The following is a 15,312-nucleotide window of genomic DNA, read 5'->3' on the forward strand; positions in this document are numbered from 1 at the left end:
TATATGAAGTACAAAATTGCCTTGTTGCCAGGAGACGGTGTTGGTGAGGAAGTGATACAGCAAGCAAAAAAGTGCTTAGAAGCGGTAGAAGAAGTATTTCATCACGAATTTATTTTTCAAATAGGGGTTATTGGGGCAAAAGCCATAAACACCTATGAAACCGCTCTTCCAAAAGACACCCTTAGAATTTGCAAAAATTCAGATGCCATTTTAGTAGGTACTATTGGCAATCATAAATTTAACAACAACCCCGTAGCCGAAGTTAGACCAGAACACGGTCTTATTCAATTACGCAAAGAACTGGGCCTATATGCCAACATTAGACCTTTGCGTATTTTTCCAAGCTTAGTAGATAAATCTCCCTTAAAAGCAGACATTATCAAAGGAACGGATATGTTAATCTTTAGGGAACTCTCTAGCGGAATTTACTATCAAAACAAAGAAGACGCAACTAAAGCACAAAGTGCTTCCGATGTTTGTAAGTACACAGAAGAAGAGATAAGCAGAATAGCCCATCTAGCTTTTAAAGCTGCTAAAAATAGAAACAACAGGGTAACTTTAATTGATAAAGCCAACGTACTAAACTCCTCTAAACTATGGCGCAAGGTAGTTAGGGATATTGCCCAAAGCTATCCAGATGTTGCATTAGAATATCAGTTTGTAGACCATGCCGCCATGAAAATGATAGCAGCACCAAACCGGTATGATGTTGTTTTAACAGAAAATATGTTTGGCGATATCCTAGCAGACGAGAGCAGTATGATAAGTGGTGCGGTAAACACGTTGCCCTCTGCTTCTGTAGGTGAAAAACAAGCCCTTTTTCAACCAGTACATGGGCCATACACCGAGTTAAAGGACAAAGATTTAGTTAACCCCGTAGCAACTATATTGGCTACAGCAATGCTACTAGAACATTTTAGGCTATTTGAAGAAGCCATGGCCGTTAGAGAAGCGGTAGATAAATCAATCGCAAAAGGTATTGTAACAAAAGACTTAGACGCTAATAGCCAATATGGCACCAATCATGTTGGCGATTTTATTGCCAACCATATTTTGGGGCATGATGACCGTATTAACATGAATAACGAAAATATAGATTTAGGAAAATCTACTATTATTTAGATTATTCTGCTAAAAGTGTGGCTAAGGTTTCCTTAAACTCTTCTTTAAACTCTTCGTACTTTTCTCCGGTTGCAGGACCATTGAATCCCGTGTGTATTTTACGTACCACACCTTTTTTATCAATATAAATTGTTGTAGGATAAGAGAGTAATTGGTTTAACATTGGTAATTTTTCGTTTGCCTTTGTTTTACTAGATGTACCTATTTGCGCCAAGAGAATTGGATAGGGTACCCCTACCCTATCTTTTAACCTGTTAATTCCTTGCATTGCCTTTTCTTTAGTTCTTGCATACTCAAATGCCAATGCTACGAACTTCAAATCTTTGTTAGGATTTTCCTTAAGGTATTCCACGTAGTAATTGGTCTCGTCTAAACAATTTGGGCACCAAGTTCCCATAATTTGAACCAATACTACCTTATTTTCAAATTGAGCATCTGATAAGCTTATAAGCTCATCATTGCTATCTGGAAAGCTAAAATCAAATTTATCATAGCCCTCTTTTAAATAGGTTAAGCTAGAAGCATCTGGTAATTCGTAAGCATCGTCTCTAGTAGCCTCGAATGCGGCTTTATAATGATTTCCAGAGTAAAAATTTCCGCTTAAAGTGGAATCGTTTGCTTTGGCCAAGAACAGAAATACGTGGGCCCCATCAAATGTAGATAATTTTAAACTGTCTCCATCAACCGTGCCTTCTAAATATCGGTAATCTCCAGTGGTGGTTCTAAATGTGCCCGTAAGTTTCCCTTTTTCTTGATAAAAAGTTCCTTTTGCCATGTACGTTTCACCGTTTTCCTCGATAAATTTAGTTTTCCATATGCCGGATAAGTCTAGTGAAGTAGGATTTGTATTGATAAATCTTTGGTTGTTATCATATTTTGCAACAAATGGAACGCTTCTCTCCAAACTTTCTTTGATAAACTGCCCGCGTATTTCGCTAGGCGTAAATGTACCGGCAATATATCCTTCAAATACGGGCATTCTAATATAAATTGAATCGTTTTTCAAAGAAATATCGTCAATTACAAAACGTTCGTCCGAGTTAAATACAGTTATCTTAAAATCTGATTTTGAAGCATTTACCTTTTCCCAAGTAAAATTAAAAGGAAGCATTTGATTATCCATAACTTCCATTTCTGCCCTCCAAGTACCTGCTATAGGCTCTGTTGGCTTCTTTTCTGAGCAAGATACCAACAAACAAAAAAGCGATAACAGGCTTAATTTAAAATACATATGTGATTATTTTTAAACTATAAAGAATTAAAGGTAAAACTAAAGGACCATTCTTTAAAATCTAAGCCACTCTTAAATTGAATCTACACTTGCAATGTTTTATATTTGCGAACTTTAAACATGGTCAATGAAAATATCATATAACTGGCTAAAGCAGTTTATACAGTTAGATTGGGAAGCCCCAAAAACAGGAGAGCTACTAACCGATTTAGGACTTGAGGTAGAGGGCATACAAAAATATGAATCTGTAAAAGGCGGATTGTCCGGTGTTGTAGTAGGGCATGTTCTTACCTGTGTGCAACACCCCAATGCAGACCGTTTAAAATTAACCACTGTAGATATTGGCCTTGAAGAGCCGGTACAAATAGTGTGTGGCGCACCCAATGTAGACGCGGGCCAGAAAGTACCAGTTGCCACTGTAGGTACTACCCTATACACAGCAGAAGGCGAACCTTGGAAAATTAAAAAAGGTAAAATAAGAGGCGAAGTGAGTATGGGCATGATTTGCGCTGAAGATGAACTAGGTTTAGGCAAAAGTCATGATGGTATTATGATATTAGAACCTTCTTTAGAACCAGGTACCCCTTGTGCTACTATTTTTGAAATAGAAAACGATGAAGTTTTTGAAATTGGCCTAACTCCAAATCGTTCAGATGCCATGAGCCATATGGGGGTAGCAAGAGATTTAAAAGCTGGCTTAGAACAACAAGAGATTTTTAAGGAGTTAATTACGCCATCTGTTAGTAATTTTAATATAGATGCCCGTTCTTTTAAAATAGACGTAGACGTATTAGAACCAAAACTAGCACCTAGGTATTGTGGTATTACCATTAAGGACGTTCTTGTACAAGATTCGCCAAGCTGGCTTAAAAACAAACTAAAAGCTATTGGTTTATCTCCTATCAACAACATAGTGGATATTACCAACTACGTATTGCATGAACTTGGCCAGCCTTTACACGCTTTTGATGCCTCCAAAATTAAAGGGAATAAAGTAGAGGTAAAAACGTTGGCCGCAGGTACTAAATTTATTACGCTAGACGGCGTAGAACGCTCGCTAGATGCAGATGACTTAATGATTTGTGATGTAGAAAAACCTTTGTGTATTGCTGGTGTATTTGGAGGGTTACAATCTGGAGTTACAGAACACACTACAACCGTTTTTCTTGAGAGCGCCTATTTTGACCCGGTAAGCATTAGAAAAACAGCCAAAAGACACGCCCTTAATACAGATGCTTCTTTTAGATATGAGAGAGGTATAGATATTAACCTTACCAAGTATGCGCTTAAAAGAGCGGCAATGTTAATTAAAGAAATTGCCGGGGGTGAGTTTTCTTCAGAAATAGCAGATTTATATCCGGTAAAAAAAGAAGATTACCAAGTTTTCTTAACCTTTGAGAAAATCAATAAATTAATTGGAGAAAATCTACCCAAAGACACCATAAAATCTATTTTAGCCGCGTTGGAGATTAAAGTAAATAACGTTACCGAAACCGGCTTGGGATTAACCATACCTTCTTATCGTACAGATGTACAAAGGGAAGTAGATGTTATAGAAGAAATACTAAGAGTTTACGGGTACAATAATATTGGTATTAACCAAAAAATTACTGCTTCCGTTGCTAGTACTTCTAAGTTTGATAATCACCGTTTACAAAATATTGTGGGCAATTATTTGGCTGCAAACGGTTACTATGAGATTATGACCAACAGCTTGGTGCCCATAAATCAAAAAGATAATCTAGGCCTAGCGGATAGTGGAGAACAAATTAGAATTCTAAATCCCTTAAGTGCAGACCTATCAAAATTACGAGAGTCCCTACTATTTAGTGGACTAGAAACAGTTGCTTATAACCACAACAGAAAGCAAGGAGATTTACGTTTGTTCGAGTTTGGAAAAACCTACAAGAAAAACAATGATACTTTTAAAGAGCAAAATCATTTAGGTTTATTTCTTACGGGCAACCAAACCGAAAACAATTGGTTGCAACAGAATAGAAAAAGTGATTTCTTCTATTTAAAATCTGTTGCAATTTCTATATTAGAACGCTTAGGGATTTCAAATTTTTCAGAAACACCAACAACGTCGGCTTTATTTTCTGAGGGGTTAGATTTAATCAACAATGATAAATTGATAGTCTCATTTGGACTAATAAAGAAACCTTACCTTAAGGAATCTGGAATAAAATCAGAAGTGTTATATGCTGATTTTAATTGGGATATTATCTTAGAATTGGTCAAGACCAATGATATCAAATATAAAGAGGTATCTAAATTCCCAGAGGTAAAAAGAGATTTTGCATTGTTATTAGATGACAAGGTAACCTTCAAGGATATCTACTCTTTAGCTAATGAAACAGAAAAGAAACTTCTGAAAGAGGTAAGTTTATTTGATGTTTATACGGGAACCAACTTACCTGAAGGCAAAAAATCATATGCGGTTAGCTTTACACTTCTAGATGAAAACAAAACACTTACAGATAAACAGATTGACAAAATTATGGGTAAGTTAGAAAAGACTTATGCTGATAAATTAGGTGCAAGTTTAAGATAACTTAAATAGAGAAATAAAAAAGCCCAGACAATTGTCTGGGCTTTTTTATTGAATTTATTTCGGGTTTACATTGTAGATGGCAAAATAACACGATCAATTTGATGTATTACACCATTACTCTGATTATTGTCCGCTTCTGTAATTATTGCCTTGTTGCCTAAACTATCTGTTAGTACAATATCCAAACCGCTCATTGTTGCAGTTACTTTTTTACCCTGTATGGTAGTGAAAGAAGCTCTACCGCCCCCTCTACATAAAGCCTTTAAAATTTTAGATGCCGATATGTGACCTGCAACCAAGTGGTAGCTTAAGAGCGATTTTAACTTAGCTTTATTTTCTTCTTTGAATAAACTGTTCAACTCTTCTGGAGAAAACTGACCAAAAGCATTGTCTGTTGGTGCAAAAAAAGTAAAAGGACCATCCATATCTAACACCTCTTCTAAGTCTGTTGCCTTTAAAGCTGCATATAAGGTTCGGTATTGGTCTGATTTCATTGTTTTTTCAGCAATTGTTTTTTTTGCGGAAAAATAAAGTCCTGTTGGTATTGCACTAAGCCCTTGACCTTGTGCCATGCAAACCAAATTAAAGCATAACAAGGCAAGTGTTAAGTAGGTTTTAGATTGGGGGAAATTCATTTTAATACGATAGTTACGTTGGTTGTTAGTTGGTTTTGTAATTGCAATTAATCGATAAACTGCAAATAACATCGTTAAGATATATCTTTAACACGTATTACAACCTATTTATTAGTGCATTTCATAGAATTTAACTTTTTTTTAACTTTTCATAAAGGATAAACAATTTTGCCATCTTTATTAGTATGCTATAAATTTGAGATAAATGCACATGGAAATGGAACTATTAAAACGCACGAACATAACCAATTATCTAAAAAAAACAGAGCAACATATTGACGGTAGAGATGTGTTTCTTAAGAATTTAAAAGACCTTCTTGAAAAACCTAGGGCAATCAATAATTTCCAGTTTAATAAATTAGATAGTAACAATGTTTATCATATAGATACTATTAAAACTACATGTGTAAATTATAGATTACGATTTTTAGATGTAAAATATTTTAAGCCACAACTGCCCAAGGAAGCCTTTGACAAAATAAAACAACTAGAAACTGAGCATAATACCGTTCTGGGAAACCTTAAAATAATGGCTCCATCTAAACTTTTTAAGTTAGAAGACAAGGATGACCCTTTATTATTTGTTCCTATTGGTAACCAGCACTATTATTTAATACATAAGTGGGGCAGCGATTTACACCCTTTAAGGAGAATCATGGTATGGCCATTTAAGAATGTACTTAACTTCCTTTTAGTTCTGGTGGCAGCAAGCTACTTAGCAACCTTATTGGTGCCAGATGGCTTGTTTTCTAAATCGAGTTCTAGCGCCCAATTTTTGATTATATTTTTCTTTACGTTTAAATCTTTGGTAGCGGTTGCGCTTTTTTATGGTTTTGCGCTAGGCAAAAATTTTAACCCGTTTATCTGGAACAGTAAGTATTTTAATGCTTAACACGGAATCTTTTTAAGTAGTTGCCAGGTACATTTTATCTCGCTGCTCCTTAATGGATTTATCAGACATATAATCTTCAAAACTTAAGTGCCTATCTATTGTACCATTTGGTGTTAACTCAATAATCCTGGTTGCTACAGATTGTACAAAGGCGTGGTCATGAGTTGTCATTAACAAAGTACCCTTAAAGTTTTTAAGAGAATTGTTGAATGCGGTAATACTCTCCAAATCTAAATGGTTGGTAGGCTCATCTAAACAAAGAACATTTGCCCTTAGCAACATCATTCTGCTTAACATACATCTTACTTTTTCACCACCAGATAAAACATTGCTCATTTTTAGAGCTTCTTCACCACTAAATAGCATTTTACCCAAAAAGCCCCTAATATGTACTTCTTCCCTTTCTTCTTCGGTTTTAGCATATTGTCTTAGCCAATCTACCAGATTTAACTTTCCATCAAAATAAGAATCGTTATCTGCTGGCAAATACGATTGGATTGTGGTTACGCCCCATTGAAAACTGCCACTATCTGGTTTTTTATTGCCCATTACAATCTCGTAAAAAGCTGTAGTGGCACGGGAATCTTTTGAGATTAAAGCAACTTTATCACCTTTAGCGAGATTTATATTAATATTTTGAAACAATAGGTCTCCATCTTCTGAGGTAGCAGCTAAATTCTCTACGTTCAAAATTTGGTCTCCCGCTTCTCTTTCTCGTTCAAAAATAATAGCAGGGTAACGTCTACTAGAAGGTTTAATATCATCTACTTTAAGCTTGTCTAGCATTTTCTTTCTAGACGTTGCTTGTTTACTTTTTGCAACGTTAGCACTAAAACGTTGTATAAACTCCTGTAATTCTTTAGCCTTTTCTTCTGCCTTTTTGTTTTGCTGTGCACGTTGCCTAGCGGCTAACTGGCTGCTTTCGTACCAAAAGGTGTAGTTACCACTAAACAAGTTAATCTTGCCAAAATCTATATCCGCAATGTGCGTACAAACCGCATCTAGAAAGTGCCTATCGTGAGAAACCACAATAACCGTATTATCATAATTGGCCAAAAAGTTTTCTAACCAATTAATGGTCTCATAGTCCAAGTCGTTTGTAGGCTCATCCATTATTAGAACATCTGGATTACCAAACAAGGCTTGGGCTAGAAGTACACGAACTTTTAGTTTAGAGTCCATATCCTTCATAGTGGTATAATGCAAATCTTCTGCTATACCCAGATTAGAAAGTAGCGCAGCTGCATCGCTATCCGCATTCCAACCATTCATCTCTTCAAACATCACCTGCAATTCGCCAATCTTTTCAGCATTTTCATCTGTATAATCGGCATACAAGGCATCAATTTGCTTCTTTAGATCGTACAATGGTTTGTTACCCATAACAACAGCCTCCAAAACAGTGTACTCATCATAAGCGTTATGGTTCTGTTCCAAAATAGACATCCTTTTACCAGGTTCTAGATGAACATGGCCAGATGTTGGATCTAATTTCTTAGAAATTACCTTTAAAAATGTAGATTTACCAGCTCCATTGGCCCCAATGATGCCGTAGCAATTACCTTGTAAGAAAGCTACATTAACTTCATCAAAAAGAACTCTTTTACCAAATTGAACTGATAAGTTGGATACAGATAACATGTACTAATTTTTAAATTTTGGCAAAAATAGCTAAAAATACTGGCCACGACCAACTTTAAGGTTTGTATTTTAATCGGAGAAAAGCTTTGGTTTAACAAGATTTAACTAGCCGTTAACAATGGGATATATGGCCTAAATGTTAGATTTGTTTTCCACCACTAGCGTATGAATAAAATATTACCCTTAATCTTATTTTGTATTTCAATATCCTGTACGGATAACAAAGAAAACAAAGACATAGTTTATTTTGCAGGGGAAATTGTAAACCCCACTAGTGACTTTGTAGTTTTATACAAAGACAATAAACCTATAGATTCTGCTGCATTAGATGCCGAAAATAGATTTCAGTTTAAACTGGAGAATATAGATGAGGGCTTGCACCATTTTGATCATGCACCTCAGTACCAATACGTATATCTAGAAAAAGGAGACAGTGTATTAATTAGATTGAATGCTGCCCCGGCTTACTTTGACGAATCATTAGTGTTTTCTGGTGATAATGAGGAGGTGAACAATTTTTTGATAGAAATGTTCTTGACCAATGAAGACGAGGCCGCTTTAATACGTGAATATTACAAATTGAAACCTGAGGCTTTTTCCAAAAAAATTGATTCGTTAAAAAAACAAAAAACCGATGAGTTAAAAGATTTGTTCAACAACGTTGAAATTAGCGAGGAAGCCAAGAAAATTGCATCTGCCTCTATCATCTACAATAGTTACCTCCACAAAGAAAGATACCCTTTTTACCACAAAAAATACACCGGAGAATCTAGTATACATGAGCTAGGCAAAGACTTTTATGCCTACAGAAAGGATTTGGATTTAAACAATGAGGAATTATCCTATTTTAGGCCTTATTATGATTTTCTAAAACACCACTTTGGCAACCTATCTTTTATGGATTGTTATAAAAACTGCGCAGATAACGCCATACCAGAAAATGTTAGTATGCTGCATATTAATAGACACAAGCTTAAAATGATAGATAGTGTAGTTTCTGAAAAGAAGTTGCGTAATAATCTATTTAGAAATATTGCGGTAGATTATTTGATTAAAGAACACGAAATTAGTAAGGAAAGTGAAGCATTTATTGCAGATTTTAAAGCACTTTCTACTAACAAGGAGCACATAGAGGAAATTAACGATTTGTATGGTAATATAAAATCTTTACAGATAAATCAGGATTTACCAGATTTGGTCTTGGAATGTGCCACGGGAAAAGAAAAGACCTTAAAGAGCATCGCAAAAAATCAAAAAACCGTGTTCTATTTCTGGACCTCTGATCGTAAAAGACATTTTAGAAATACCATAAACTTGATTAATCAACTACAAAAGGAAAACCCATCCTATACATTTGTTGGTATTAATCTTAAAACTGGAAATGAAGAATGGCTAAATATGATTGCCGAGAGAAATCTTAATAAAGAGAATCAATATTGGGCAAAAGATTTTAAAACAGTTCAAAAGACGTTGATTTTAGACAACCTAAATAAATGTATCATAGCTAATGACACAATTATTGTAAACGGTTTTGGTACTATCCAAAATGCCTTTGCTACTAATTAAAGTATATTGGTTTTATGAGCAAAAAAAAGCCTTGGAAAGAATCCAAGGCTTTTTTAATTGTATCGATAGGATGTTATTAGCTATTTCCCTTCTTGTAATCAGCTAAAAACTTTTCCAAGCCAATATCTGTTAATGGATGTTTTAATAAACCTTTTATAGCAGAAAGTGGTCCCGTCATTACATCAGCACCAATTTTAGCACAATCTATTACATGCATCGTATGCCTAACAGATGCCGCAAGAATTTCAGTAGTAAAACCGTAATTGTCATATATTAACCTAATTTCATTGATTAGGTTTAAACCATCCGTAGAAATATCATCTAAACGACCGATAAAAGGAGAAACATAAGTGGCACCAGCTTTTGCCGCCAACAAGGCTTGGCCTGCTGAAAAAACCAAGGTTACGTTTGTTTTTATGCCTTTATCAGAAAAATATTTACAAGCCTTAACCCCATCTGCAATCATGGGAAGTTTAACTACAATTTGTGGGTTTAATGCCGCTAAAGCTTCGCCCTCTTTAACCATTCCATCAAAATCCGTGGCTATAACCTCTGCGGACACGTGACCATCTGTTATGGCGCAAATGTCTTTATAATGTTGTAAAATATTTTCTTCCCCAGTTATACCCTCTTTGGCCATTAAAGAAGGATTGGTTGTTACACCATCTAAAACCCCTAATTGTTGGGCTTCTTTAATCTGGTCTAAGTTTGCCGTATCTATAAAAAACTTCATTTTAAGTGTGTTTTTAAGGTTTATGTAAAACTACAATTTATAATGGTTTAAAAGTAGTTTTTCAAATGCTTTATCGGGAAGGATTCGTTTTAAAAACTGCGAAATCCTTTGCGTAAAAGCCCCTACCCTGTAATGTACTTTAGGCGATTTTGTATTTATAATTTTTAATACGGCTTTCGCAACTTCAAGAGGGTCTCCCCCAGCATCTACATGTTCATTCATTAACCCTAACGCATCACCATATGTTTTTTGGTAGGCAGAACCTTTTATAACCGGAGCATGAAACCTACCTGCAGCTATATTAGTAGCAAAATCTCCTGGTGCTAAATTGGTAATGTTTACCCCAAAGGCCTTCGTTTCCATCCTAATAGCCTCTGTAACCAATTCTAAAGCTCCTTTGCTCGCAGAGTATATACCTCTAAAAGGAAGCCCCATATAACCTGCAATAGAAGTTACGTTTATAATTAAACCGCTTTTTTGTTTTCGCATAAAAGGCAAAACTGCCTGCATTAAACGAATTGGTCCATTAAAATTAGTATTGAAGGCGTTGTTTATTTCTTCAATAGGAGTTTCTTCTATAGGTCCGGTAATGCCAACACCCGCATTGTTTACCAAAACATCTATTCTACCTTCTTTGGCAATAACTAAGTCTACTGCCTCCTTAATGGTGTTTTCCTTGGTAACGTCCAAGGATACCAACTCAAAATCCTTAAAATCCGGATACTTAGAAACGTTTCTTGTTGTGCCGTAAACCTTGAAACCTTTTTGGACAAGATACTGCCCCGTTGCTTTACCTAGGCCAGAAGAACCTCCGGTAATTAAAACAACTTTTGCTTGCATGCTGCGTAATATTGGTTAAATGTTAAGCAAAAGGTACTTAACTTTTGGGTACAAAAAAAGGCAAGCTACCTACATCGCACCGCTACGACCGCATACCCTTGCTGCGTTCCCACCCTGGGGGATTCTGCAGGAGCTGGTCGTGTAGGACTTGCCGGGTGCAAATATACAATCTTTTAAATTTGCCACAATCGTTTGTTAACAGTAATTTGCTTAAGATTTTATAAACTATAGATTGTGAGATTTTTATCTGTATTATTTAGTTCTCTATTTTTAATCATAACTAGCTGTGGCAGTACCGCTAAGCCTTCAGATTTATTTGGAATACACCTAGAAGGCAACAAAAAAGACTTTTCTAAAGGTTCTACTGTTGGTATTGCCCTAAATAATAAAAAAGGCGTCAAGGTAAGTAAGGTCTCCTATTTTTTAGAAGACGAAGCACTACAGGTCTCTAACGGCAAGATAACCTTGAACCCAGAAAGATTGGGGTCTAAAATGCTTAAAGCCAGAATTATTTACGATGATAAGGAAGTAGAAATAACCAAAAGCATTAAAGTTTTAGCAGAAAAACCGCCATCCATTTACACGTACGAGGTTATAAATACCTACCCGCATGATATAAATGCATTTACCCAGGGTTTAGAATTCTACAATGGTGTGTTATATGAAAGTACTGGTATAAAAGGAGAATCATCTTTACGAAAAGTTGATTTTGAAACAGGTAAAATTTTACAGCAAATAGATTTAGACGCTACATTATTTGGAGAGGGGCTAACTGTTTTAGACAATAAAGTTTATTTGCTAACCTGGCAAAGTGGGTTGGGCTTCGTGTATAATGCGGATTCTCTAGAGAAAACAGGTTCTTTTACCTATGGCAAAAGTAAAGAAGGGTGGGGATTATGTAATAACGGAAAAGAACTTTTTAAAAGCGATGGTTCTGAGAAAATATGGTTGCTAAATCCAGAAAACCTAAGTGAAACAGGATATTTTACTACGGTAACAAACAAATCCGTGTTCAATAAAACCAATGAACTAGAATACGTTGATGGTAAAATTTATGCGAACGTTTGGCAAAAACCTAGTATGATGATTATAGATGCCAAGTCTGGTGCAATAGAAGGGGTTATTAATTTTAGCGGACTTAAAAATCGTGTAAAACAACACAGTAAATTAGATGTTTTAAACGGTGTAGCCTACCATCCAGAAAGAGGTACATTTTTTGTTACCGGTAAACGCTGGAACAAACTCTTTGAAGTTAAGATTAAAAAGAAATAGCATGAAAAGCTATTCCAAAAAAATTACGGTTCAAGAGTCGGATTTAGATGATTTGAACCATGTTAATAACATTAGATATATAGAATGGATTCAGGATATATCAAAAGAACATTGGCAAGCAACCGTTCCTGAACCAGAATTAGAAAATTATATTTGGGTAGTTCGCCACCATGACATTACCTATTATGGTGCCGCACTCTTGGGCCAGAAATTAGAAATAAAGACCAATATTGAAAAGTGGCATGGTGCTTTATCGCAAAGAAAAGTTACCATTACCAATATAAAGAACAACAAAGTCTTGGTTTCTGCCGTTACAGAATGGTGCCTGCTAAACCCGGTAAATAATAGACCAACAAGGGTACCAACAGATATAGCTGCCTTATTTATTGACTAGTTTTGAAATCTTTTAGATACGTTTACATCTTTGCATTTGTTCTGCTTCTTAGCTGGAGCTGTAGAGAAGATTTTGAATATACCCCAAAATCTGGAACTCTTAGTTTTTCAAGGGATACGGTTTTTCTAGATACTATTTTTACCAATCTTGGGAGTGCAACCTTTGGTCTAAAAGTTTACAATACTAGTACAGAAGATATTTTAATCCCCAATATTAGCCTTGAGAATGGTGAAAGCAGTAATTATAGATTAAATGTAGATGGGCAAGATGGAAAATCGTTTACAGACGTACCCTTAAGAGGTAAAGACAGTCTATTTGTCTACATAGAAACCACGGTTGCTAATTTAGAACCAAGCCAAAAACAGCTTTTGTACACAGACGAAATAATGTTTGGCTCAAATGGCAACTTTCAAAAGGTAGCCTTAGTAACACTAATTAAAAATGCTATTTTTCTGTATCCGCCAAGTGACAATCCAACGCAAGAAATAAGTATTTCCACAATAACAGGAACAGTTACACTCCCTGGATTTTATTTAAACGACGAGGAATTAAACTTTACCAATAACCTACCTTACGTTATTTACGGATATGCGGCTGTGCCCGCTAACAAAACACTTACCATAAACGCCGGTGCAAGAGTTTTTTTTCATGAAAATTCCGGAATTATCTTAGATGATGGCGCCAGCCTAATAATCAACGGTGAATTAAGTGAAGATTCAACTGCCTTGGAAAAGGAGATAATCTTTCAGGGCGATAAATTAGGAGAATCCAATGAAGCTATACCTGGGCAATGGGATGCACTTTGGATACCAGAAAATGCTGGGTCCGTAACCATTAACTATTTAACACTTAAGAATGCTACAACGGGCATACGGATAGAAGGCAGGGGCAATAACAATACCTCAAAAGCTATTTTAAATAATAGCCAAATAGTGAATAGTGCCAACACCAATCTTTTGGCCATTGACACCGGTATTACTTGTACAAACACCATTTTTGGGGCTGCTGGCAATAACAGCATTGGTATTTACGGAGGAAATTACTTGTTTAATCATTGTACCATTGCCAACTACTATAATGGGGGATTTAGGACCAATCCAGCTTTGTTTATAAGTAATTTTATTAAAACAGATTTGGGCGCCAACAGACTTTACGGTCTAGATAATCTTATACTAACTAATTCAATAATAGACGGCAGCTTAGATGTAGAAATTGCCTTTGACCAGGATACTTCTGCCAATTTCAATTATAAATTAGACCATTGTTCTTTAAAGTACAATGAATCCATAGACAATCCGCTTTATAATGTTAACAATACGGATAGTTATGAAGCTATTACCCTTAATCCCGCGATAGATTATCTAGATGCATTTTTGTTTAAATATTATCCTACTACTGCCTCAGAAGATTTATTAAACGTATCTACAACCAACAGTAATACTGTTCCAACAGATTTATTTGGCAAAGACAGAACAATGAATACAAATCTAGGCGCAACCCAATTTGTACCCACAACCAATTAATTTGTAGGAAAAACCCACTTTTTTTAAGGTAAATCTTTAGTCTACAACAGCTTACAGCCACTATCTTGCGGTATGGAATTATTAGATATGACATACCGGTATATGATTGTAGACTCTGATAGTTCTTCTGCTTATGAAGTTCAGCAAAGAATGCTTGAGTATGAAGAGTTTCAACATATAGCATCTTGTAGTGAGCAAGCAGAAAGTTTAAATACCATATTAAAAGAACAACCCACCTTGGTTATTCTAAATCTGGATAAAAATCCGGCAGCAATGTTTGGTATTTGTTTAGAAGCCCAAATTCATCTAAAAGAGATTCCAATTTTTATTGGAATATCCTCTAAAAAAGATGCGGCATTTGATGCGATCAAAAACGGTTTTTTTGATTACTGGCTTCTACCTACTACAGAATTAGATATCAGAAAAACAATTTTAAAACTAAGGCTTAAACTAGAAAAAGAAAAAGAAGCCCCTACCCTTTGTCTTAAATCCTACAAGGACTTTCATTACCTAAACACAGACGACATTCTCTATCTTAAAGCAGATAATAATACAACAGACTTTTATTTAAAAGATGGCAAAAAAGTAAGTGCCTACAAAACCTTAAAATCTTTTGAACAAAGTTTACCAAAAAACTTTATTCGAATACATCAGAGCTATATTTTAAACACCAAACATGTATCTAGAATAAATTTTGGTAAAAACACCTGCGCCATTAAAAACTCTGAAGAAAAGTTGCCTTTTTCAAAATCATACCGGGAAAAGATAGATACTTTAAAAAATATTTTGTCCAAAAATGCAATTAGGACACTTGGGTAGCTAAATTCTCACAAAAACATAACAAACACCCCGAAAACCTAGCTGAATACTAGACTGGTGATTATTCTAAAAATTACAGCCTTAACAGGC

The 15,312-nt window shown here is 35.4% G+C and carries 13 protein-coding genes and 1 other RNA gene; 8 read left to right on the plus strand and 6 right to left on the minus strand.

The window, feature by feature from the left end; genetic code table 11:
* Nucleotides 1-3 precede the first annotated feature (3 nt).
* Nucleotides 4-1,122: a 3-isopropylmalate dehydrogenase gene (gene leuB / locus BUL40_RS05780; protein ID WP_080318447.1), complete on the plus strand. Its 1,119-nt coding sequence runs from the start codon at nt 4-6 to the stop codon at nt 1,120-1,122.
* 1 nt (nt 1,123) lies between these two features.
* Here the strand turns inward: leuB and BUL40_RS05785 are convergent, their stop codons facing one another.
* Nucleotides 1,124-2,353 carry a peroxiredoxin family protein gene (locus BUL40_RS05785; RefSeq protein ID WP_080318448.1) on the minus strand — a complete coding sequence of 410 codons (1,230 nt, stop codon included), beginning with the start codon at nt 2,351-2,353 and terminating at the stop codon, nt 1,124-1,126.
* Between the two features lie 127 nt (nt 2,354-2,480).
* Here BUL40_RS05785 and pheT point away from each other — a divergent pair, with 127 nt between their 5' ends.
* On the plus strand, nt 2,481-4,907 hold the full coding sequence (gene pheT, locus BUL40_RS05790; RefSeq protein ID WP_080318449.1) for a phenylalanine--tRNA ligase subunit beta: 2,427 nt from the start codon (nt 2,481-2,483) through the stop codon (nt 4,905-4,907).
* 65 nt (nt 4,908-4,972) lie between these two features.
* On the opposite strand, the gene BUL40_RS05795 is transcribed toward pheT, so the two are convergent.
* Nucleotides 4,973-5,479 (minus strand): fasciclin domain-containing protein, encoded by a 507-nt coding sequence (locus tag BUL40_RS05795; RefSeq protein WP_176465451.1) that lies wholly within the window; start codon nt 5,477-5,479, stop codon nt 4,973-4,975.
* A gap of 274 nt (nt 5,480-5,753) precedes the next feature.
* On the opposite strand from BUL40_RS05795, the gene BUL40_RS05800 reads away from it, so the two are divergent.
* Nucleotides 5,754-6,434: a hypothetical protein gene (locus BUL40_RS05800; RefSeq protein WP_080318629.1), complete on the plus strand. Its 681-nt coding sequence runs from the start codon at nt 5,754-5,756 to the stop codon at nt 6,432-6,434.
* A gap of 12 nt (nt 6,435-6,446) precedes the next feature.
* On the opposite strand, the gene BUL40_RS05805 is transcribed toward BUL40_RS05800, so the two are convergent.
* Nucleotides 6,447-8,075, minus strand: a complete 1,629-nt coding sequence (locus tag BUL40_RS05805; protein ID WP_080318451.1) for an ABC-F family ATP-binding cassette domain-containing protein — start codon at nt 8,073-8,075, stop codon at nt 6,447-6,449.
* A 165-nt stretch (nt 8,076-8,240) separates the two neighbouring features.
* On the opposite strand from BUL40_RS05805, the gene BUL40_RS05810 reads away from it, so the two are divergent.
* On the plus strand, nt 8,241-9,641 hold the full coding sequence (locus BUL40_RS05810; protein ID WP_080318452.1) for a TlpA family protein disulfide reductase: 1,401 nt from the start codon (nt 8,241-8,243) through the stop codon (nt 9,639-9,641).
* A gap of 76 nt (nt 9,642-9,717) precedes the next feature.
* Here BUL40_RS05810 and fsa read toward each other — a convergent pair whose 3' ends face one another.
* The 3 genes from fsa to ffs all read right to left on the minus strand — a co-directional run bounded on the left by fsa (nt 9,718) and on the right by ffs (nt 11,368).
* Nucleotides 9,718-10,374, minus strand: coding sequence for a fructose-6-phosphate aldolase (gene fsa / locus BUL40_RS05815; protein WP_010519072.1), 657 nt, complete (start codon nt 10,372-10,374; stop codon nt 9,718-9,720).
* A 30-nt stretch (nt 10,375-10,404) separates the two neighbouring features.
* A complete protein-coding gene (locus BUL40_RS05820; RefSeq protein WP_080318453.1) occupies nt 10,405-11,214 on the minus strand; it encodes an SDR family oxidoreductase in 810 nt (269 codons plus the stop codon).
* Nucleotides 11,215-11,269: 55 nt separating this feature from the next.
* An RNA gene (ffs, locus tag BUL40_RS05825) (signal recognition particle sRNA small type) lies at nt 11,270-11,368 on the minus strand.
* Between the two features lie 80 nt (nt 11,369-11,448).
* On the opposite strand from ffs, the gene BUL40_RS05830 reads away from it, so the two are divergent.
* The 4 genes from BUL40_RS05830 (at nt 11,449) to BUL40_RS05845 (ending at nt 15,222) form a co-directional block, all read left to right on the plus strand.
* Entirely contained in the window at nt 11,449-12,486 is a 1,038-nt protein-coding gene (locus BUL40_RS05830; RefSeq protein ID WP_080318454.1) for a glutaminyl-peptide cyclotransferase, read from the plus strand.
* A 1-nt stretch (nt 12,487) separates the two neighbouring features.
* On the plus strand, nt 12,488-12,880 hold the full coding sequence (locus BUL40_RS05835) for an acyl-CoA thioesterase (protein WP_080318455.1): 393 nt from the start codon (nt 12,488-12,490) through the stop codon (nt 12,878-12,880).
* Between the two features lie 2 nt (nt 12,881-12,882).
* Nucleotides 12,883-14,403: a hypothetical protein gene (locus BUL40_RS05840; protein ID WP_080318456.1), complete on the plus strand. Its 1,521-nt coding sequence runs from the start codon at nt 12,883-12,885 to the stop codon at nt 14,401-14,403.
* A gap of 72 nt (nt 14,404-14,475) precedes the next feature.
* Entirely contained in the window at nt 14,476-15,222 is a 747-nt protein-coding gene (locus BUL40_RS05845) for a LytR/AlgR family response regulator transcription factor (protein ID WP_237705646.1), read from the plus strand.
* Nucleotides 15,223-15,312: the final 90 nt, after the last annotated feature.

This window comes from Croceivirga radicis, from assembly GCF_002072105.2.
Lineage (GTDB): Bacteria > Bacteroidota > Bacteroidia > Flavobacteriales > Flavobacteriaceae > Croceivirga > Croceivirga radicis.